The sequence below is a fragment of the Rhizobium sp. NZLR8 genome, assembly GCF_019685025.1.
GTDB lineage: Bacteria > Pseudomonadota > Alphaproteobacteria > Rhizobiales > Rhizobiaceae > Rhizobium.
Map to the genome: position 1 here is coordinate 18,206 of NZ_JABDVY010000009.1, position 20,300 is coordinate 38,505.

Annotated in this window: 23 protein-coding genes, 1 tRNA gene and 1 riboswitch; of the genes, 10 read left to right on the forward strand and 14 right to left on the reverse strand. The window is 63.0% G+C overall.

All coding sequences use genetic code 11. The features are described from left to right. Positions 1-85: 85 nt before the first annotated feature. Complete coding sequence (gene phoB, locus HJB89_RS19710) at positions 86-769, forward strand: phosphate regulon transcriptional regulator PhoB (protein ID WP_007633570.1); 684 nt, start codon at positions 86-88, stop codon at positions 767-769. Between the two features lie 177 nt (positions 770-946). Here the strand turns inward: phoB and HJB89_RS19715 are convergent, their stop codons facing one another. Beyond that, the gene (locus tag HJB89_RS19715; RefSeq protein ID WP_207582780.1) at positions 947-1,480 is read right to left on the reverse strand and encodes a GcrA family cell cycle regulator; all 534 of its coding nucleotides are present in this window, start codon (positions 1,478-1,480) and stop codon (positions 947-949) included. Between the two features lie 416 nt (positions 1,481-1,896). On the opposite strand from HJB89_RS19715, the gene HJB89_RS19720 reads away from it, so the two are divergent. The 3 genes from HJB89_RS19720 to HJB89_RS19730 all read left to right on the forward strand — a co-directional run bounded on the left by HJB89_RS19720 (position 1,897) and on the right by HJB89_RS19730 (position 5,129). After that, on the forward strand, positions 1,897-3,096 hold the full coding sequence (locus HJB89_RS19720) for an aspartate aminotransferase family protein (protein ID WP_221150425.1): 1,200 nt from the start codon (positions 1,897-1,899) through the stop codon (positions 3,094-3,096). A 37-nt stretch (positions 3,097-3,133) separates the two neighbouring features. Continuing rightward, positions 3,134-4,048 (forward strand): ornithine carbamoyltransferase, encoded by a 915-nt coding sequence (gene argF / locus HJB89_RS19725; protein WP_221150426.1) that lies wholly within the window; start codon positions 3,134-3,136, stop codon positions 4,046-4,048. Positions 4,049-4,136: 88 nt separating this feature from the next. Next, entirely contained in the window at positions 4,137-5,129 is a 993-nt protein-coding gene (locus HJB89_RS19730) for an Hsp33 family molecular chaperone (protein WP_207582783.1), read from the forward strand. Between the two features lie 146 nt (positions 5,130-5,275). On the opposite strand, the gene apaG is transcribed toward HJB89_RS19730, so the two are convergent. Next, the gene (apaG, locus tag HJB89_RS19735; RefSeq protein WP_221150502.1) at positions 5,276-5,668 is read right to left on the reverse strand and encodes a Co2+/Mg2+ efflux protein ApaG; all 393 of its coding nucleotides are present in this window, start codon (positions 5,666-5,668) and stop codon (positions 5,276-5,278) included. A 265-nt stretch (positions 5,669-5,933) separates the two neighbouring features. Continuing rightward, positions 5,934-7,118, reverse strand: a complete 1,185-nt coding sequence (locus tag HJB89_RS19740; RefSeq protein ID WP_221116138.1) for an O-succinylhomoserine sulfhydrylase — start codon at positions 7,116-7,118, stop codon at positions 5,934-5,936. Between the two features lie 43 nt (positions 7,119-7,161). Beyond that, a riboswitch (SAM riboswitch) is annotated at positions 7,162-7,240 on the reverse strand. A 73-nt stretch (positions 7,241-7,313) separates the two neighbouring features. Between HJB89_RS19740 and HJB89_RS19745 the strand changes: the two genes are divergently transcribed. After that, positions 7,314-8,408: a 2'-deoxycytidine 5'-triphosphate deaminase gene (locus HJB89_RS19745; RefSeq protein ID WP_207582785.1), complete on the forward strand. Its 1,095-nt coding sequence runs from the start codon at positions 7,314-7,316 to the stop codon at positions 8,406-8,408. Positions 8,409-8,466: 58 nt separating this feature from the next. Next, positions 8,467-8,540, forward strand: a tRNA-Gly gene (locus HJB89_RS19750). 28 nt (positions 8,541-8,568) lie between these two features. Here the strand turns inward: HJB89_RS19750 and HJB89_RS19755 are convergent. Further along, a complete protein-coding gene (locus HJB89_RS19755; protein WP_221116137.1) occupies positions 8,569-8,847 on the reverse strand; it encodes a hypothetical protein in 279 nt (92 codons plus the stop codon). Between the two features lie 58 nt (positions 8,848-8,905). Beyond that, complete coding sequence (locus HJB89_RS19760; RefSeq protein ID WP_221116136.1) at positions 8,906-9,208, reverse strand: hypothetical protein; 303 nt, start codon at positions 9,206-9,208, stop codon at positions 8,906-8,908. Here HJB89_RS19760 and HJB89_RS19765 point away from each other — a divergent pair. After that, a complete protein-coding gene (locus HJB89_RS19765) occupies positions 9,207-9,590 on the forward strand; it encodes a VOC family protein (protein ID WP_221133098.1) in 384 nt (127 codons plus the stop codon). The two genes, HJB89_RS19760 and HJB89_RS19765, sit on opposite strands and share 2 nt — an antisense overlap. Before the next feature lie 392 nt (positions 9,591-9,982). Here the strand turns inward: HJB89_RS19765 and HJB89_RS19770 are convergent, their stop codons facing one another. Continuing rightward, positions 9,983-11,977: a methyl-accepting chemotaxis protein gene (locus HJB89_RS19770; RefSeq protein ID WP_221150427.1), complete on the reverse strand. Its 1,995-nt coding sequence runs from the start codon at positions 11,975-11,977 to the stop codon at positions 9,983-9,985. 539 nt (positions 11,978-12,516) lie between these two features. On the opposite strand from HJB89_RS19770, the gene HJB89_RS19775 reads away from it, so the two are divergent. Continuing rightward, positions 12,517-13,392, forward strand: coding sequence for a transporter substrate-binding domain-containing protein (locus HJB89_RS19775; RefSeq protein ID WP_221116133.1), 876 nt, complete (start codon positions 12,517-12,519; stop codon positions 13,390-13,392). Between the two features lie 26 nt (positions 13,393-13,418). Here the strand turns inward: HJB89_RS19775 and HJB89_RS19780 are convergent, their stop codons facing one another. From HJB89_RS19780 to HJB89_RS19800, 5 genes are all read right to left on the reverse strand, one after another. Then, entirely contained in the window at positions 13,419-13,832 is a 414-nt protein-coding gene (locus HJB89_RS19780; protein ID WP_207582819.1) for a tellurite resistance TerB family protein, read from the reverse strand. 81 nt (positions 13,833-13,913) lie between these two features. Continuing rightward, entirely contained in the window at positions 13,914-14,621 is a 708-nt protein-coding gene (locus HJB89_RS19785; protein WP_207582820.1) for a thermonuclease family protein, read from the reverse strand. 11 nt (positions 14,622-14,632) lie between these two features. After that, entirely contained in the window at positions 14,633-15,322 is a 690-nt protein-coding gene (locus HJB89_RS19790; protein ID WP_207582821.1) for a helix-turn-helix transcriptional regulator, read from the reverse strand. A 115-nt stretch (positions 15,323-15,437) separates the two neighbouring features. After that, entirely contained in the window at positions 15,438-16,085 is a 648-nt protein-coding gene (locus tag HJB89_RS19795) for a response regulator transcription factor (RefSeq protein ID WP_207582822.1), read from the reverse strand. 91 nt (positions 16,086-16,176) lie between these two features. After that, entirely contained in the window at positions 16,177-16,575 is a 399-nt protein-coding gene (locus tag HJB89_RS19800) for a hypothetical protein (RefSeq protein ID WP_207582823.1), read from the reverse strand. A 118-nt stretch (positions 16,576-16,693) separates the two neighbouring features. On the opposite strand from HJB89_RS19800, the gene HJB89_RS19805 reads away from it, so the two are divergent. Together HJB89_RS19805 and HJB89_RS19810 are read left to right on the forward strand one after the other, a co-directional pair. After that, positions 16,694-17,047, forward strand: a complete 354-nt coding sequence (locus HJB89_RS19805) for a DUF952 domain-containing protein (protein WP_221116132.1) — start codon at positions 16,694-16,696, stop codon at positions 17,045-17,047. After that, positions 17,044-18,132: a quinone-dependent dihydroorotate dehydrogenase gene (locus tag HJB89_RS19810; RefSeq protein ID WP_207582825.1), complete on the forward strand. Its 1,089-nt coding sequence runs from the start codon at positions 17,044-17,046 to the stop codon at positions 18,130-18,132. Before HJB89_RS19805 ends, HJB89_RS19810 begins: the two co-directional genes overlap by 4 nt. Here HJB89_RS19810 and HJB89_RS19815 read toward each other — a convergent pair. The 3 genes from HJB89_RS19815 to HJB89_RS19825 are packed head-to-tail and all read right to left on the reverse strand — an operon-like array spanning position 18,108 to position 20,248. Beyond that, complete coding sequence (locus HJB89_RS19815) at positions 18,108-19,454, reverse strand: MATE family efflux transporter (RefSeq protein WP_207582826.1); 1,347 nt, start codon at positions 19,452-19,454, stop codon at positions 18,108-18,110. The genes HJB89_RS19810 and HJB89_RS19815 overlap by 25 nt on opposite strands. Positions 19,455-19,482: 28 nt before the next feature. Next, positions 19,483-19,980 (reverse strand): CAP domain-containing protein, encoded by a 498-nt coding sequence (locus tag HJB89_RS19820; RefSeq protein WP_207582827.1) that lies wholly within the window; start codon positions 19,978-19,980, stop codon positions 19,483-19,485. A gap of 1 nt (position 19,981) precedes the next feature. Then, positions 19,982-20,248 carry a DUF6460 domain-containing protein gene (locus HJB89_RS19825; RefSeq protein WP_221116130.1) on the reverse strand — a complete coding sequence of 89 codons (267 nt, stop codon included), beginning with the start codon at positions 20,246-20,248 and terminating at the stop codon, positions 19,982-19,984. Positions 20,249-20,300 lie beyond the last annotated feature (52 nt).

Below are 20,300 nucleotides of genomic sequence, written 5' to 3' on the forward strand. Positions count from 1 at the left end.
GTCGCAGCCACCTTTCTGAATTTGCGCAGGATGCATTGCTTAAATCACCCCGGTTTAAGGAACATGCGCGAGGAGACCGACAGGCATGATCCCGAGAGTTGCAGTTGTTGAAGACGAGGAAGCCTTGAGCGTGCTTCTTCGCTACAATCTCGAAGCGGAAGGCTTCGAGGTCGATACTATCCTTCGTGGCGACGAAGCCGAAATCAGGCTTCAGGAGCGCACGCCCGACCTGCTCATCCTCGATTGGATGCTGCCCGGCGTCTCCGGCATCGAACTCTGCCGGCGCCTGCGCATGCGGCCGGAAACCGAACGTCTGCCGATCATCATGCTGACGGCGCGCGGCGAAGAGAGCGAGCGCGTCCGCGGACTGTCGACCGGGGCCGACGATTACGTCGTCAAGCCGTTCTCGACCCCGGAGCTCGTTGCCCGCGTCAAGGCGATGCTACGCCGCGCCCGTCCCGAGGTGCTGTCGACGGTGCTGAAATGCGGCGATATCGAACTCGACCGCGAAACCCATCGCGTCCATCGCAAAAGCCGCGAAGTCCGCCTCGGCCCCACCGAATTCCGCCTGCTGGAATTCCTGATGTCGTCGCCGAGCCGGGTCTTCTCCCGCTCGCAGCTTCTCGACGGCGTCTGGGGCCACGATATCTATGTCGACGAACGCACCGTCGACGTCCATGTCGGCCGCCTGCGCAAGGCGCTGAACTTCTCCAACATGCAAGACGTCATCCGCACCGTCCGCGGCGCCGGCTATTCGATGGAAGCCTGAGGGGTTTCCGATAAAGTCGAGCAAGCTCTGCCCCTCACCCTAACCCGACCGGGGTCGAGCCACTCGTCTCGACCCCGGTCGGTGCCGGCAGGCGGATGAGGGGCAGCCACACCCAACGTTCTCACATAAAAAAACGGGCCTTCCAGCCCGTTTTTGCATGTCGACAATGTCACCCGTTCAGCTCGCCCGCGCTGCCGCCCGGCGGCGTTCGTTGACGGGCTGGTAGGCGAGTTTCTGGTGATAGCCGCAATAGGGTGAATTGTCGGGGGACTCGCAGCCGCAGAAGTGGAAGTCATCCTTCAGCGGATCGCCGACCGGCCACTTGCAAGTGCGTTCGGTCAGTTCCGTCAGGCCGAGGCGGCGGGAGATCGGCACGACCACGTTGCCTTTCGGCACGTATTCCATTTCCTCGACCGTTTCGATCTCGATCTCTTCCTTCAGCATCGTTGCGCCCTGCTGGCGGGTAACGGTGCGGGTGGTGATCCGAGAGGCGAAGTTCGGCGCGCGCGGCGCCGATGTATTGCGTTTCGGCGTTCGGGCCGTGGCGGCCGTGCCGCCGGCCTTGGCGCGGCCCGGAAGGCTCAGGCGGTGCACCTTGCCGATTACAGCGTTTCTGCTGACACCGCCAAGTTGCGCCGCGATCTGGCTGGCGCTCAGTCCTTCGGCCCAAAGCTTCTTGAGTTTCTCGACCCGCTCGTCTGTCCAGTTCATGCCCTGTCTCCACCTTCTGCGTTGGTGATGGCAGAATCCCTCACCGTTGCCTCGGAAGCTCCGAAACAAGAAACGCTTGATCAATTTTGGTGACTAGTTCCGCCGCATGCAGTCTAGTAATTGAACTTTAACCTAGTGTGAGCGTGACTCCGTGACAAGAGTCGCATGAATCCGGATGAATCGAATTCGGAGTTTTCCCCAACTTGCTGCCCCAGCGTGTCATTTCTGCAATAAAGCCTGTTGAAGGTCGAAAACACCGCTGTACAACCTTGCTGCATGCGCTAAGGGCGCAGTTTTGTTGACATTGCAGCGCGAAAAGGAAATAGTACCGCTGGCCGCCGCAAGGCGGCATTTTTGATTTTTCGGGCCTGGTTTCCTTAGCCGGAGTCGTTGCCCGGCAACCAGGAGATCGCGCCATGGCTGAAGCCGCGCCGCTTTATGACACCTACTCTCGTGCCCCGCTGCGGTTCGAGCGAGGCGAGGGCGTGTGGCTGATCACCGAAGGCGGCGAGCGTTATCTCGATTTCGGCGCCGGCGTCGCCGTCACCTCGGTCGGCCACAGCAACCCGCATGTGGTCGGCGCGCTGAAGGAGCAGGCCGACAAAGTCTGGCACCTCTCCAACATCTATGAGATCCCCGGCCAGGAGCGCCTGGCGAAACGCCTGACGGACGTCACCTTCGCCGACAAGGTGTTCTTCACCAATTCGGGCGCCGAGGCGCTGGAATGCGCGATCAAGACGGCGCGCCGCTACCAGTTTTCCAACGGCCATCCCGAGCGCTTCCACATCATCACCTTCGAAGGCGCCTTCCACGGCCGCACGCTGGCGACGATCGCCGCCGGCGGCCAGGAAAAATATCTCGAAGGTTTCGGCCCCAAGGCGCCCGGCTTCGATCAGGTGGCTTTCGGCGATATCGAAGCGGTCAGCGCCGCGATCACCGACGCCACGGCGGCAATCCTCATCGAGCCGGTGCAGGGCGAGGGCGGTGTGCGTCCTGCCACCACCGAGTTCATGAAGGCGTTACGCCGGCTCTGCGACGACAACGGCCTGCTGCTGATCCTCGACGAGGTCCAGACCGGCGTCGGCCGCACCGGCAGGCTCTTTGCCCATGAATGGTCGGGCGTCACACCCGACATCATGGCGGTCGCCAAAGGCATCGGCGGCGGTTTCCCGCTCGGCGCCTGCCTTGCCACCTCAGAAGCCGCTTCCGGCATGAAGGCCGGCACCCACGGCTCGACCTATGGCGGCAATCCGCTCGCCATGGCTGTCGGCAGCGCCGTGCTCGACATCATCCTCGCCGACGGCTTCCTCCAGCAGGTGCGCGACGTAGCGCTTGTCTTCCGCCAGGGGCTGGCCTCGTTGAAGGACCGTTATCCCGATGTGATCGAGGATATCAGAGGCGAGGGGCTTCTGCTCGGCATCAAGGCGGCCGTTCCCTCAGCCGAACTGCTGCAGGCGATCCGGGCGGCGCATCTGCTCGGCGTGCCCGCCGGCGACAACGTCATCCGCCTTCTTCCGCCCCTCGTCGTCACCGCCGAGGAAGCCCGCGAGGGCCTTGCCCGCATCGAGCGCGCCGCCGAGAGCATCCGCGCCGCCAAGGTCAAGAAGACAGCTTGAAGAGATTGCCGCCTTCGGGCGCAGCACAGGTAAGAACATGGCTCCTAAACATTTCCTCGATCTTTCGGCGGTCACATCAGCCGATCTTAGAACCATCATGAACGATGCGCTCGCCCGCAAGCAGGCCTTCAAGGCCGGCAAGGGCGACAAGCCGCTCGCCGGCAAGATGCTGGCGATGATCTTCGAGAAGCCGTCGACGCGCACCCGCGTCTCCTTCGACGTCGGCATGCGCCAGCTCGGCGGCGAAACGCTGTTTCTCTCCGGCACCGAAATGCAGCTCGGCCGCGCCGAGACGATCGGCGATACCGCCAAGGTGCTGTCGCGTTATGTCGATGCGATCATGATCCGCACAACCGAACATTCGCGGCTGGTGGAGCTTGCCGAACATGCGACCGTGCCTGTGATCAATGCGCTGACGGATGACACCCATCCCTGCCAGATCATGGCCGATGTCATGACCTTCGAAGAGCATCGCGGCCCGATCAAGGGCAAGACCATCGCCTGGACCGGTGACGGCAACAATGTGCTGCATTCGCTGGTCGAAGGCGCCGCCCGCTTCGGCTACCGCATGAACATGGCCGTGCCCCTTGGTTCGGAGCCTAAGGATCACTATCTGAACTGGGCCCGCAATGAGGGCGCCGAAATCATGCTCTGCCATGATGCCGACCGTGCGGTCGAAGGCGTCGATTGCGTGGTGACCGATACCTGGGTCTCCATGAATCAGGAACATCGGGCCCGGGGTCACAATGTCTTTCAGCCTTACCAGGTCAACGCGGCCTTGATGGCGAAGGCCGGCAATGATGCATTGTTCATGCATTGCCTGCCCGCTCATCGCGGTGAGGAAGTGACGGACGACGTGATCGATGGTCCGCAATCCGTGGTCTTCGATGAAGCGGAAAACCGTCTTCATGCGCAGAAGTCGATTCTTGCTTGGTGCCTGGGCGCGATCTGAACCATAATCGGACGCCGCGTGCGAAAAACGCGTGGCCGCGCGAGCGAAGAGCACCCTGTCCTTTCGCTTGAAAACTAGGAGTGAATCCATGGCAGAAGCTGCAGCCGCCCTCGGCCAGTTCGATTTCGCCGGCGATGACCATGTCGTCCCCTTTCAGGTGGACGGGCTGGATGTGCGCGGCCGCGCCGTCCAGCTCGGCCCGATGCTCGACGCGATCCTCGAGCGCCATCATTATCCGGCCCCTGTCGCCCGGCTGCTCGCCGAAGTCGTCGTGCTGACGGTGCTGCTCGGCACCTCGCTGAAGTTTGACGGCAAGTTCACCGTGCAGACCAAGGGCGACGGCCCGGTCGATCTTCTCGTTGCCGATTTTTCGACGCCGGAAAATGTCCGTGCCTATGCCCGTTTCGACCAGGCGCTGCTCGACAAGGCCATTGAAGCTGGCGAAACCGAGCCGGAGCAATTGCTCGGCCACGGCGTGCTTGCCTTCACCATCGACCAGGGCAAGTTCGGCCAGCCCTACCAAGGTATTGTCGCGCTCGACGGCACCACGCTCGAGGACATTGCCGGCGTCTACTTCCGCCAGTCGGAGCAGATCCCGACGCGCGTGCGTCTGGCCGCGGCCGAACTCTTCGATCGCGACGATGAAGGCCAGCCACGCCATCGCTGGCGGGCAGGTGGCCTTGTCGCCCAGTTCCTGCCGGAAGCGCCGGAGCGCATGCGTCAACCGGATCTCCACGGCGGCGACGGCGACACCGGCAGCCGCCCGCATAGCGAGGACGATTCCTGGGCCGAAGCGCGTTCGCTGGTCGAGACCATCGATGCGGATGAACTCACCGATCCGCTGGTTGGCACCGAGCGGCTGCTGTTCCGCCTGTTCCACGAGCGCGGCGTGCGCGTCTACGAACCGCGCGCCGTCTTCGATCGCTGCAGCTGTTCGCGTGACAAGATCAAGGGCGTGCTGAAGGGCTTCTCTGCCGAGGAGATCGAGGCCAGCCAGGAAGATGGCGAGATCGCTGTCACCTGCGAATTCTGCTCGACCACCTATCGCTTCGAGCCGGTCGAACTTCAGCCGGCCGAATAGGCTCGGTTGGCCCCTGATATCTGCCCCTCACCCTAACCCTTGCCGGGGTCGAGCCACCGGTCTCGACCCCGGTCGGTGCCGGCAGGCGGATGAGGGGCCGGTGTCGGCAATCTATCAAGCGGGCAAAATGATTTCGGGCCGGCCTGTCAGTTGAGCACGCGCAACAACCCCGGTGAATCCAGCGAGAAGGCGGGAATGTCGACATTGAAGGTGTCGCCTTCGTCCGTTTCCATCTGGTAATGGCCGAACATCAGCCCGGAGGGGGTGTCGAGTGGGCAGCCGGAGGAATATTCGTAGGTGTCGCCGGGGCTGAGCCGCGGCTGTTCGCCGACGACGCCCGGACCGGTGACCTCGTCCACCTGTCCATTCTGGTCGGTGATATTCCAATAGCGATTGACCAGGCGAACGGCGATGCCGGAATTGTTGCTGATGACAATCCGATAGCCCCAGACATAGCGATCGTCGTCCGGATCGGATTGCTCCTCCAGATAGAATGGTTCGACGACGACTTCGATATCTTTTGTGAGGGCGCGATACATGCCTTGCACCTTAGTCAAGATATGTTACCCGTATCTTATAAGAGGCCCTGCCCGTCAAGAAACGGAACGTTGATCGTCACTAAAACGGTCGTGATCGAAGTGTTTCGATCGTTAAGCCTAATTGTCGGTGTCAATTCCACTTCCGAACGCCGGCGCGACCGAGCTTGTTCCCCCGGCCTCAACCTGCTGAGGTCCGGCGAGCCGAACGCCGGTGAGGTCTGGCGAGCCGAACCCCAAGCGAGGTCCGGCCGCCAATATCCCTGGATCAGGCCGAGACCTTGGCAAGCGCCTTGGCGAAATCCTCGATCAGGTCGTCGGTATCCTCGATGCCGGCCGAAAGGCGGACCGTACCCGGGGAAATGCCGAGTTCGGCGCGCGCCTCCTCCGACAGGTTCTTGTGGGTGGTGGTTGCCGGATGGGTGATCAGGCTCTTGCTGTCGCCGAGATTGTTGGAAATCTTGATGATATCGAGCGCGTTCTGCAGCGCGAAGGCGGCTTCCTTGCCGCCCTTCAGCTCGAAGGCGACGAGGGTCGAGCCGCCGGTCATCTGCTTGGCGATGATATCGGCCTGCGGATGGTCCTTGCGGCCGGGATAGATCACCTTGGCGACCTTGCTTTGCTCGGCCAGAAAATCGGCGATCTTCGCCGCATTCTCAGTCTGCTGCTTCACGCGCAGCGGCAGCGTCTCGATGCCCTTCAGCAGCGTCCAGGCGTTGAACGGCGACATGGCCGGGCCGGTGTGGCGGAAGTAGTCGTGCAGATTCTCGTCGATCCAGTCCTTGTCGGCCAGCACCACGCCGCCGAGGCAGCGGCCCTGGCCGTCAATATGTTTGGTGGCGGAATAGACGACGATATGGGCGCCGAGCTCCAACGGCTTCTGGAAAAGCGGCGTGGCGAAGACGTTGTCGACGATAACCTTGGCGCCGATCTGGTTGGCGAGCTTGGCAACACCTGAGATATCGACCACTTCGAGCGTCGGGTTGGTCGGGCTTTCCAGGAAGAACACCTTGGTGTTCGGCCGGATTGCCTTTTCCCAATTTGCAAGATCCCGGCCGTCGACCAGCGTGCACTCGATGCCGTATTTCGGCGCCAATGTCTCGACAACCCAGCGGCAGGAACCGAACAGCGCGCGCGCCGCGACGATATGGTCGCCTGATTTGACCTGGCAGAGCACCGCCGCGGTGACGGCCGCCATGCCGGAGGCGGTGGCGCGGGCGTCTTCCGCGCCTTCGAGCATGCACATCCGCTTTTCGAACATGTCGTTGGTCGGGCTGCCGTAGCGGGCGTAGATGTAGCCTTCCGTCTCGCCCTTGAAGCGGGCTTCGGCCGCCTCCGACGTGTCATAGACGAAACCCTGCGTGAGATAGATTGCTTCGGACGTCTCGCCATATTGCGAACGCAAGGTTCCGCCGTGGACGAGTTGGGTTGCCGGGCGCCAGGTCTTGCTCATGCCATCACCTTCACATAACAAAAAAACCGGTCGCAAAAGCAGACCGGTTTTCAACCCGGTCTTTTTAGCCACTTGTTTAACGTGGCTGCAAGCCGACCGGCCAAATCACCACGGGATAATTCTGCAATACTGCTGTTAGCTGCTTGCGTCAATTCCCCGAGTTTGGTTTTGTCGGCGGCAAATGATGGATGAGGCATGATGGCTCGTGAAACGGGAATTCTGGCGGACGGCGCGATATCAGCGCTGTTTGAAACGGGTCGTCTGATCTCCGAACGGGAGCTGGACCGCGACCAGATCCAGCCGGCAAGCCTCGATTTGCGCCTGGGCGCCAAGGCTATTCGCGTGCGCGCCAGCTTCATGCCCGGCCCCTCGCATCTGGTGGCCGACAAGCTCGACCGGCTGAGCCTGCATGTGGTCGACCTTTCCGAAGGCGCGGTGCTCGAAACCGGCTGCGTCTACATCGTGCCGCTGATGGAGAGCTTAGCGCTGCCGGCCGACATGTCGGCCTCGGCCAATCCGAAGAGCTCGACCGGCCGGCTCGATATCTTCACCCGCGTCATCACCGACTATGCCCAGGAGTTCGACAAGATCCCGGCCGGTTATTCCGGACCGCTCTATCTGGAAATCAGCCCGCGCACCTTCCCGATCGTCGTACGCCGCGGCTCGCGCCTGTCGCAGATCCGCTTCCGCGTCGGCCATGCTTTGCTCAGCGAGCCGGAGCTGTTGAAGCTGCATGAAAGCGAGACGCTGGTCGCCAGCAAGCAGCCGAATGTGTCCGGCAGCGGCATCGCTCTGTCGATCGACCTCGCCGGAGACGAAGACGGCCTGATCGGCTATCGCGGCAAACACCACACCGCCGTCGTCGATGTCGACAAGAAAGCCCAGCACGACATCTACGATTTCTGGGAACCGCTCTATAGCCGCGGCCGCAACGAACTGATCCTCGATCCCGACGAGTTCTATATCCTCGTCTCGCGCGAGGCCGTGCATGTGCCGCCGGATTATGCCGCCGAAATGACCCCGTTCGACCCCTTGGTCGGCGAATTCCGCGTCCATTATGCCGGCTTCTTCGATCCGGGCTTCGGCCATGCGCCGGCCGGCGGCCGCGGCAGCCGCGCCGTGCTCGAAGTGCGCAGCCACGAAGTGCCCTTCATCCTCGAAGACGGCCAGATCGTTGGCCGCCTGGTCTACGAACACATGCAGGAAAAGCCGACCAGCCTCTACGGCTCCGGCCTCGGCTCCAACTACCAGGCCCAAGGCCTCAAACTCTCGAAGCACTTCCGCATCTGAGACTTCCCGGCTGCCGCGACTTGACAGCGGCCCCCATCTGTTGGAAATCTCAGCTATCGCGGGTGTAGCTCAATGGTAGAGCAGCAGCTTCCCAAGCTGAATACGAGGGTTCGATTCCCTTCACCCGCTCCAGCTTCCCGCACGCGAAGCCGACCAACACCTAATCCCCAAAGAACCGGATAGGCTTATATCGGCGGTGCGCGATGATCAGGCTCCGGTCGGGCTGGATGATGTAGGTTTCCTCCACCTGCTGGCCGTACTGGTCGATGAAATCATGCGGAAAGGCCGAGCCGATGGGTGATTTGGTGAGCTTGGTGCGCGGCTGGCCGTTATAGGTGATGCTGCCCGGGATCGGCTCCATGCCGGGGCCGCTATAGCTAGCGGTGCTGCAACCGGTGAGAATGAGGGTGCCGATGAGGCCGATGAGTGCGGGTTTCATGTCGATCCCTTCCGATGCCGGCGACGACGCGATCTTACTCTCTATTGGCGCCGGCGCATCACGCAAACGGCATGGCCGGTTTCAATCCTTCGAGAAGCACCGCTTGGAATGGCGTGATCGTGTCAGCGCTTCCATTGCCGAAACCGGCGCCGTCTGCTAGATCGGCAGTGTCGAAAAAGGCAGGATCGGTTGAGGTAAGCCCGATCCCTTCCGCTGGAGCGTCAAGAGCGCTCTGACGAAGCTCTGCTCCGTGGCCCATGGCACGAGAACCCGCGACGTGATCCGCACCAGATGCGGGATCCCGGCGGCGTGCGGAGACGGCAAAAGGCAGTCCCGGGATTTTTTGAACGGAGACTGTCATGCGCCTGAACCATCTCGATTTTCACGTACCCGATATCACTGCGACGGCGGATTTTTTCATCCGCCATTTCGGCCTGACGCTTAAGGATATGCGCGGCCAGAACGGCTTGGCGATCCTTGCGGACGATGCCGGTCTCGAAATCGTCCTCAGTCACGCCATTGCCAAATTCGGCACCGCCGACCAGGTTGAACTGCAGCGCCAGACCTATCATATCGGCTTCATCCTGCCCGAAAGGGCGGATGTCGATAGGGTGCATGCCGGGCTTTTTGCCGCCGGCGCGGCGCTCTCCGGCCCGCCGGCCGCCATGCGCGGTGGCTGGCTGTTTTATTGCACGGCGCCGGGGAATATCCTCGTCGAGGTCGGCTCGCGGCCGGCCCGATAGACGCGGCGAAGGGACATGCCGCGGCTTCGCAATTCCCTCTTCTCCCCAGCGGGGGTCCGAAGGACGGGCGAGACCCGTGGCTCGCCCAGGCTGGTGCCCGTAGGGCGGATGAGGGGGCCGGCGAAGCCGGTCTTTCCAGCGACGTCCACGCAGGCTTCGATGGTGGGATAGATTATGAGGGGAGGGGTTTCCGTGTGTGACCCCCTCATCCGCCTGCCGGCGCCTTCTCCCCGAGGGGAGAAGAGATTTTGCGGCAGCCTCTCTGTTTCTCGCTGACGTCTCGCAGGGTACGTTCAGAACGGGGGCTGAGGAGGGTCAAGAAAGTGGCTCGAACCAAGCAGCTAGGGTGAGGCGCGGCCGGACCGCCGCGCCTCGTGCCGACAATTTGCTGCTCAGAACTCCGTCCAGTCGCCATCCTGGCTTTTCGGTGTGCTGTTGCCGGCGTTAAAGGCGTTGGCGATTTTTTGGCCGAGGGCGCGGGCCGGCGAGGCGGCCGGGCGGGCTGTGCCTTCCCGTGCGACGCGGATCGGGGCTGCCCGGACGGCCGGGCGCGGGGCGGCGCGTGGCGCTGCGGCGGCAATAGGCGCACTGGCGGCAAAGCCGCCGGTGCCTGTCAGCCTGAACTGGCCGAGCAGGTTGTTCAGCGCTGTCGCTTCCGTGGCGAGGCTGTGGCTGGCGGCCGTCGACTGCTCGACCATCGCCGCATTCTGCTGCGTGCCCTGATCCATGGTGTTGACGGCGGTGTTGATCTCCTGCAGCCCGATCGACTGTTCGCGCGAGGCTTCGGCGATGGCGTGGACGTGCTGGTTGATTTCCTGCACCTCCTGGACGATCGAATCGAGCGCCTTGCCGGTTTCGCCGACCAGCGAAACGCCGGTCTGCACATGCGTGCCGGAGTTGGTGATCAAGCCCTTGATTTCCTTTGCCGCCTTGGCGGAACGTTGGGCGAGTTCGCGCACCTCCTGGGCGACGACGGCAAAACCCTTGCCGGCGTCGCCGGCACGCGCAGCTTCGACGCCGGCGTTCAAGGCCAGAAGGTTAGTCTGGAAGGCGATGTCGTCGATGACGCCGATGATGTTGGAGATTTCGCCCGAGGATTTTTCGATCTGCTGCATGGCGGAGACCGCCTTGCGGACGATGTCGCCGGATTTTTCGGCCCCGAGGCGGGTGCGGGCGACGAGCTGGCTCGCCTCCTCGGCACGCTTGGCGGCGTCGCGCACCGTCGTGGTGATCTCCTCCAGCGCCGCCGCCGTCTCTTCGACGGAGGCCGACTGTTGTTCCGTCCGCCTGGAAAGCTCGTCTGCGGAAGACCGGATCTCGTTGGCGCCGGCGCCGATCGCCCGGGCGTTGGCGCCGACCGTATGCAGAGTTTCGTTGAGCTTCTCGACCGAGTTGTTGAAATCCTCGCGCAGCGCATCGAGATGCGCGACGAAGGGCTGGTCGATATGCGAGGCGAGATCGCCGGCGGCAAGACGGCGCAGGCCGTCGCCGAGCGCGGTAACTGCGCCTTCGAGTTCGGATGCTTCACGGGTTTTCTGCGCGTCGCGTTCACGCCGCTCGCCGTCACTGAGGTTACGGTCAGCTTCGGCCCGCGCCTCGATCCGCCCGCGCTCGATCGCATTGTCGCGGAAGATCGACACGGCCTTTGCCATCTGGCCGACTTCGTCGCCGCGGTCGAGCCCGCTGACCTCGCTTGTGGTATCGCCTTCGGCAAGCCGAGTCATGCGCAGGCGCAACTGCGTCATCGGGCCGGCAATGCCCATCTGGGCGACGACGACGCTGAAGCCGACGGCGAGCAGCACGGCAATGCCGATCAGAACGAGACAGAAGACGATCCGCCCGTTGACCGAGGCCGAAAGCGCGTCGCCGCCGTCCTTGAGCATCGCCATCATCGCATCATTGTTGGCGATCATCTTCGGGGTCAGCGCATTGAGCTTGGCATTGATCAGGGCAACATTCGCCAGCGCCCCGGCGCTGTCCTTGGCTTTGCTCTGTTCGATGATCTTGTTCGCCAGCGTTTCGATCTCATCGATGCCGGCCTGGATGTCATCGATCGCCGCTTTGCGGCTGGGAACCAGCGCCAGCGCATCTTTCATCCGGTCACGGGCCTGCGGCAGCTTGCTCGGTGTGGCGAGCGCTGTGGCGAATGCCGGCGTATCGGGCTTCATCTCGGCCAGCAGGGTTACCTGCAGCACCGAGGCCACCACCGAGGCGCTGGCGCGCGCGCTCTGCATCGAGGCCAGCGCTTCATGATCGATGAAGGCGCTGAAGGCGGCATCCGCACGGCGGAACTCGGCAATGACATAGATCAGCCCGGCCATCGTGATCAGCCCCAAGAGCGCCACGACCGATATGATTTTCGTGCGGATTTTCAGATGCTTCAACATGGAAATGTCACCCGGTTGACCGGGCGTCGCACGCCCGGTGCTTTGAAATCAATTGTTGCAAACGGAGCGCCGCGTAAGTGCCGCGGCTCAGGGATTATGGCGGGGTTGACGCATGCATCATGCAATCGGCCGGCGGGTCCGTGTCGTCGCCACAAATAGAGGCGATATTCTTTAATTCCGCGCTAACGGCGGGGCGGCATACCCACGATTTTTAGCGCCCGAATTATCGTCTTCAATGCGTTGCCATGGCTGCCCGATCTGCGCTGATGGCTGCCCCTCACCCTAACCCTCTCCCCGTAAACGGGGCGAGGGGACATCCCACGCGAGGCGTCGGCGAGGTCGCGGCATATCCCCTTCGCCCCGCAAACGGGGGTCCGAAGGACGGGCCGAGACCCGTGGCTCGACCCCGGTCGGTGCCGGCAGGCGGATGAGGGGCGGATGCGGCACGATCCGTCGCATGCATATTCCCCGTCCCGCATGACTCTGCTACATCTCGCCGACACCGCACGCTTCGCGCTTAACCCGAGACCAAGATCACGATGATGCAATCCAAGTTGGCATCCCTGGCTGTGAAGGGTTTTCTCGTATTCGGGCTGTTTCTGCGCGTGCTGTTTTCGGGTTTTGCCGCATCCGCTCAGCAGGCTGCACCCTCGCTGCCGCTGCTTTTCGATGCCCGCGAACGTCTGGCGAGGCCCGATCTCTCCTCGCTGGTCCGCTTGCGTTTCCTGACCTCGGTCGATTTCCCGCCGTTCAATTTTACCGATCAGAACGGCAAGCTTTCCGGTTTCAACGTCGATCTCGCCCGCGAGATCTGCAGCGAGCTGGAGATTTCAGACAAGTGCCAGATCCAGGCGATCCCTTTCGCCGATCTGAAGGATGCGCTCGCCGCCTCGCAGGGCGATGCCGTCATCGCCGGTCTTGCCGTGACGCCTGAATTGCGCCGGCAATTCGTCTTCTCCCGGCCCTATCTGATGCTGCCGGCGCGCTTCGTGCGCAATCTCGCCGTACCGCTCGACGGCAAAACGGCGGCCGCGCTTTCGGCTCACCCGGTCGGTGTGGTCAAGGGCACGGTGCACGAGGCGATGCTGGCCGCCTTCTTTCCCGCGATCAAGGCGCAGACCTTCGACACCAAGGACGCCCTGCTTGCTGCGCTTAGGGAGCGCAAGGTCGATGCCGCCTTCGCCGATGCGCTGCAGCTTTCCTTCTGGGTCTCCTCGCCGGCCTCGGCCAAATGCTGCGCACTGTTCGACGGCCCCTATCTCTCCGAGCATTTCCTCGGCGAGGGCATGACGATCATGCTGCGGCAGAAGGACAGCGTGCTGACGTCAGCCATCGACCACGCGCTCGCCACGCTGTCGCGCAACGGCCGTCTGCAGGAAATCTATCTGCGCTATTTTCCCTACGGGCTCTACTGACATGCATAAAAACAAAGACTTAAGGATCAGCTCTTGCGGAAACGGGCTATCGCACTGCGCTCGATCGCCGCGCAGGTCAGCTTGTCGAGGCCGAGCCGGTCGCGCAGCAGGCTGAGCAACCGCAGTTCTTCCGCCTTGACCGAAAGATCGGCGGAAGCCACCTCGACGGCCAGCGCATAGGCGGTGTCGTAGAGCTTGACGGGCAGGGTGTCGCGCACGGTTTCGAGAACGACGTCGAGGCCCTCAGGTCCGGAAAGCAGCGAGGCGCAGTCGCGCGCCACCGAAATCAGCTTGTCGTCATCGAAATCCCGGAAAACCGGCAGAAATCCGATCAGTTGGCCGATCCTTTCCAGCTCCCTGTCGTTCATCGTGCTGTCGACGGCAGAGGCCATCACCATCACGTAGATCAGCGCATCATGGGCGGAAAGCGGCTTGTTCATCTCTGATTCCTTTTTCGATCAGCGGAGATTAGGAATTGGCAGCCGCCATTACAAGGGATCGGTCCCCGTCATGACCGCCAGTTATCTCCGGCGCGGATCGTCGCCGTAAAGCCCTTTTCCAGCCTGCCTGGCTTTCTCGGCGGCCGATGCAAGCGGCGAACCCGCCGCGACTTCAGCCCAGCCGTTTTCGGCAAGCCATGCGCCGAGATCCTGCGTGCCGAGCCGGCATGCGGTCGTCGCCATTTCCTTCCATTCGGCCGGATCGATATCGCAGGCGATGCTGCGATTGCGCAAAAGTTGGCGCAGCGCCGTCTTCGCCATCATGCCGCAGGGCCATTGCCGGCCCGCCGGCCCGCATATCCTGTCGGCCGGCGTCGGCACGACGCCGGCGAGCTGAAGCCTGCGCTCGCCGAAGGACAGCATGCCGGCATTTTCGACCGCCGGCCGCGTCAGCTCCATCGGCTTTTTCGCGGAAGGATTTGCGGCTTGCCCGGCGGCGGTCTCAGCTGGTGGTGCGATATCGGCGGGTTTGGGCGCCGTGCCGTCGGCTGGCCGAGGGGAGGGAGGAGCCGGCGGTTGCGCCGAACGGGCGATCACTTCGGCCCGGTCGTCCGACATCGCAGCCGGTTCGCCGGCTTGCGCGGCGGGATCCACCGAAGTCGCCGTCTCCTCTGCCGACACGCTCTCTTCCCCGGCCGTGCCGCCGCGCAGCCTTGTTTCGCCCGCCATCAGCAGGCCGGCCACCACCGCCATTCCCGTAAGACCTGTGAACAAGGCGGCAAGGCGCATGGAATATCTTCCTATTGACTGGCCCAGATGATGCGGGCGATCCAATCGACGTCGGAAAGCTCGAGTGTTCGGTTGGCATGTTCGGGATTGAGCGACATCAGCTCGATCGATCGCGGGCTCTGGCGCAGCAGCACCTTGGCCATCACCTCGCCCGCGCATGTGCGCACCACGACGCGGTCGTTGCGGCGCACCTGCGCACCCGGCGCGACGATCAGCACGTCGCCGTCGCGGTAGAGCGGCATCATGCTTTCGCCCTGCACCTCCAGCGCATAGACGCCGGATTTCTGTGTCGGGGCCGCCGGAAATTCCACCACATCCCAGCCATGGCCGGCCGGAAAACCGCCATCGTCGAAAAAGCCGCCGGCGCCGGCCTGGGCGAAGCCGAGCAGCGGAATCGAGCTTCCCTGCGGCGGAAAGGCGTCGTCAGGCTCTCCGGCAAGCTCTCCGGCCAACTGCTTGGAAAGACCGGCATCCGGCCGCAGGAAGACAAGGAACTGTTCCATGCTCGCCCCGGTCGCACCGAGCACCTTGGCGATCGATTCCGTCGAGGGCCAGCGCAGCCGCCCATCGGCGGAAAGCCGTTTCGACTTGTTGAAGGAGGTGGGGTCGAGCCCGGCGCGGCGCGCAAGACCGGATGGCGTCAGGTCATGCCGTTCGGCAAGCCTGTCGATCGCTCCCCAGATCTGGTCGTGTGACAGCATATGCGCCCGATTCCGTGCGGCTCGTGCCTGCCGCGCTTAAACCAGGCCGAATATTAACCGACCGTGCCGCCTGAGTAAAGGTAAATGAGGAATAAAATCCTGTTATTGAAAGTGCTTAGGCGACCATCGCCATATTGATCTTGCCGAGCTGGATGACCGCTTGGGTGCGGCTGTCGACATCGAGTTTCAGCAGGATCGCCGAGACATGCGCCTTGATCGTCGCCTCGGAGACGCCGAGTTCATAGGCGATCTGCTTGTTCAGCAGCCCTTCGGCCAGCATGGTCAGCACCCGGCTCTGCTGCGGCGTCAGCGTATGCAGGCGGTGGATCAGGTCGGCGACATCGGGATCCTGCTCCTGGCCGTCGCGATAGTTTTCCGGCGTGGCGATATCGCCGGCAAGCACCGTCTGGATGCTGCGGCGAATGCCCTCGATGCCGGAGGATTTGGAGATGAAGCCGGAAGCGCCAAGTTCCAGCGCCCGGCGGATCGTCGTCGCATCGTCGCTTGCCGAGACGATGATGATCGGCAGGCTGGCGAATTCGGAGCGCAGCGCCATCAGGCCGGAAAAGCCGCTGACCCCGGGCATGGCGAGGTCGAGCAGCATTAGGTCGGCGTCCGCATGGGCGCCTGCGGCCGTGCGCGCAGCGGCGAAATCGCCGGCCTCGACGATCGCCTGCCGGCCTTCCATGCCGATCACCGCCTGACGCAGCGCATCCCGGAAAAGCGGATGATCGTCCGCAATGATGATGGTCTGTTCGTGCATCGAAAACTCCCTCCCAAGAGCCCGATCATTGCCGGCGCGCGAACGCCATCCCGCCGCGTTCATGCCGGCTTTCTCATGGGATTATATCAGATCAGGTCTTCTGCGGAAGGGGATTGGCGTTTTCATCAGCCTGGAACTCCTTCACCATCCCCATGAAACTCTTCATCATCTTCTCCATGATGCTGATCGAGCGGTCGACTTCGGCATCGCTCGGCAGCGCGCGCTGGATGGAGCCGCCTTGCTCCAGCTTCGTCACCCGCTCGGAAAGCCGGTCGAGTTCGTCCTCATAGGCCGCCCGTTCGTCGGCCGCCATCCGGCAGACGAGGGCGCCGTCCTTGTCCTGGCAGATCGACATTGCCCCGGTCTGCCGGTCGAGCCGCACGAAATGGTCGCCGCTCTTTTCCAGCTGGAACCGGCTTGCATCGGGTTCGGCCGCCGCGGCGCCAAGCGGCAGGAGAAGAACGCTAAGCGTGAGAACCAAAATCTTCATCGTCTCATCCTCCGGAATTTGTTTCTGCCGGTCCCGTTTTTGAGTGCTGGGGCGTGGACATCGCCGCCTCTTTCCGGCAAAGCGCTGGTGATCGAGGACCAGCAATCGCGAGGCCATGATGAGCGTGACACCGACCCTTTACAAGATCGTGACGGAAACGCTCTGGCAGCAAGCCAGACAAACCGGCATTTTTCATGGCGCCGGCATCGATCTGAAGGATGGCTTCATCCATTTCTCGACCGCCGATCAGGTGAAGCAGACCGCGGCGCTGCATTTTGCCGGCCACTCCGGGCTGCTGCTGATTGCCGTCGATGGAAGGGGTTTTGGCGACAAGCTGGTGTTCGAACCCTCGCGCGGCGGCGATCTCTTCCCGCATCTCTTTGCCGACCTGCCGCTGGCCGCCGTGCTCTCAGAAGTACCGCTGCCGCTCGACGAGACCGGCGCCCATGTCTTCCCGGAGCTGCAGCCATGATCGATCCTTTCAAGCGTGTCGCCCGCAAGGGTCTCTTCCTGTTCGATCCGGAAACGGCGCACGGCATGTCGATCGCCGCGCTGAAATCCGGCCTGGTGCCCGCTTGCCAGCTCACCCCCGATCCACGCCTGCGCCAGACGGTTGCCGGCCTCGTCTTCGACAATCCGCTCGGCATGGCCGCCGGCTACGACAAGAATGCCGAGGTGCCGGAGGCGCTCTTGAAGCTTGGTTTCGGCTTTACCGAAATCGGCACGGTGACGCCGAAGCCGCAATCCGGCAATCCGCGGCCGCGCATCTTCCGCCTGGTCGAGGATGAAGCCGTCATCAACCGCCTCGGCTTCAACAATGAAGGCCATGAGGCAGCTTTCGGGCGCCTTGCCGCGCTGAGCGGCAAGGGCATGGTCGGCGTCAATATCGGCGCCAACAAGGACAGCGACGACCGCATCGCCGATTACGTCGCCGGCATTCGCCGCTTCCATTCCGTCGCGCGTTATTTCACCGCCAACATCTCTTCGCCGAACACGCCGGGCCTGCGCGACTTGCAGGGCCGTGAAAGCCTCGCCGCACTGCTGTCTGCCGTGCTTGCGGCGCGCGACGAGGCAGCAGTGACATCCGGCCGCAAGGTCCCGGTCTTTCTGAAGATCGCTCCTGATCTGACCGAGGAAGGCATGGACGATATCGCGGCGGAAGCGCTCGCGCATGCGCTGGATGGTCTGATCGTCTCCAACACCACGCTGTCGCGCGACGGTCTCAAGGATCAGCGCCAGGCGAAAGAGACAGGCGGCCTCTCCGGCGTGCCGCTGTTCGAAAAATCGACGGCCGTGCTCGCCAGGATGCGCAAGCGCGTCGGCCAGGCTTTGCCGATCATCGGCGTCGGTGGTGTCTCCTCGGCCGAAACCGCGCTGGAAAAGATCAGGGCGGGCGCCGATCTCGTCCAGCTCTATTCCTGCATGGTCTATGAAGGGCCTGGTCTGGCCGGCGATATCGTCCGCGGCCTCACCAAACTCCTGGATCGCGAAAAGGCCAACTCGATCCGCGACTTGCGCGACACCAGGCTGGATTACTGGGCGGCCCGAAATGCCTGATCGGCCCGCGGCTTGACCAGTATTGCCAGGAAAAAGCCGCGGAAGAGCAGGAAGGCGTTCATTGCCAGCCAGAGGCCGTGATTGCCAAAGAGCGGGACGAAGACGGCGAGCATCAGGAGATAGCCAGCAAAGGACATCAGCATCCGGTTGCGCATCTCGGCCGACCATGTGGCGCCGATGAAGACCCCGTCCATCAGGAAGGCGAGCGCGCCCGTCAGCCCGGTCACCGCCGCCCAGGGCAGATAGGTCTCAGCCGCCTGTCGCACCTCCGGTGAGGTCGTCAGCACCGAGATCAGCCAGGGACCGGCGAGGAAGAAGAAAGCCGAAACGATCGCCGCCAACCCGAAGGACCACAAGGTCGTCAGCTTCAGCCCGCGGTCGAACGCCGGCCGGTAGCGCGCGCCGATCGCCCGGCCGGTGATCTGCTCGGCGGCATTGGCGAGCCCGTCGAGATAATAACTGGAGAGCAGAACGAAATTCATCAAAACGGCATTGGCGGCAAGCGTCACCGCGCCGAAACCGGTGCCGATCCGCGTCATGATGGTGAAGGCGCCGATCAGCACGAAGGTGCGGATCAGGATGTCGCGGTTGAGCGCGAAAAGCTCAGCCAGCCGGCGCCGGGAAAAAACCTCGGACCATGCTGGCCGCTCCGCCTTGGCAAAGCCGCTGAGCACGATGAAAAGCCCGGCGAACGCGCCGGCCGTCTCGCCGGCCATCGTACCCCAGGCGACCCCCGCCACGCCCCAATCGAGCGTCAGGCCGAGATAGATGGACAGCAGGATGTTGATGCCGTTGATGATCGCCTGCAGCAGCAGCCCGATCTTGCCCTGTCCGCGCCCGAGCACGAAGCCAAGGATGGCGTAATTCGCCAGTGCTGCCGGTGCGGCGAGGATGCGGATCGAAAAATAGCTGCTGGTCGCCTCGGCGATCGCTCCGTGCGCGCCCATCAGCCTCAACCCGGCCGCGATCAGCAGCGGCGAAAGAAAAAGCAGCGCCAATCCGCAGCCGAGCGCCGAAATCATCGCCCGGGAGAAGATCGCCTGCTGCTCGTGCCCATCCCGCCGGCCATAGGCCTGCGCCGTCAGACCGGTCGTCGAGGCGCGCAGAAAGTTGAAGCTGCCCATGATCAGATCGAACAGCATCGCGCCGATCGCCAGCCCCGCAAGTGCTTCCGGGTCACCCATACGGCCGACGACGGCGGTATTCGTCAGCCCGAGCATCGGCGTCGTCATGAAGCCGAGCGTCATCGGAATGGCGATCGACAGCACCAGCCGGTGCGTCACATCGAAAGCGAACCTGTTGTCGTTGCTGCGCGTATCCATGATGGCCTTATCTCGAGGCCGAATCGCCTCAGCTGGACAACACCATGGCCCAATAGGGCAGGTTCCTGGAAGATACATTATGGGCGACGGCGACGCCGAGGCCGTCATAGCGCCCGAGCATGTTTTCCAGATGATGCGGCGAGTTGATCCAGGCCGTCACCACGGCATCGACGCTCTGCTGGCCGGCGGCGATATTTTCAGCCGCCGGCAGCTGGACGCCGCTCGCCTTGACCCGCGCCCCGAAACTGTCGGTTAGCCCCATCAGATGCGCCATCTTGCCGGCACTCGCCATGCGTTTGGCCTGGAAGAGAGCAGCCGTGCTCGCCGCCGGATCGGGGCTAAGCGGCGGCAGACCGTTCTTCGCCCTCAACTGGTTGACGAGCGGCAGCACGCTCGCCGTTTCGTCCTCGCCGTTGGACGGCGTGCCGGCAAGGTGCGGGGTCGTGGTGCAGCCGGCGATGCCGGCGGCAAACGTGAGTCCGGAAAGGATGAGCAGGCTGCGCCTGGAAAGGTCGATCGATGTCATGTTACCGGCGATAGCTGAAAAGGCGAAGGATGACGAAGAGCGGGATGACGATCGTCGCCCCGACGATGAGGTAGTCGCCGACGCGCCCGAGCGCCGAGAAACCCCGATGCCAGATTTCCAGGATGAAATCCCGGAACCCATAGATGATGTTCCACGGCGTCAGGCCGAAGACTGTCATGACGAAACCGACGATCAGCGACACGACGATAAGCTTTATCAATGTGCGGGCGAAGGAATCGCCGAGGAACTTGTTCACCTGATCGGACATGCGCCATCTCCTGTTTGCCCTTGGAATAAGGTTGCGGCGTACCGCCCGCAAG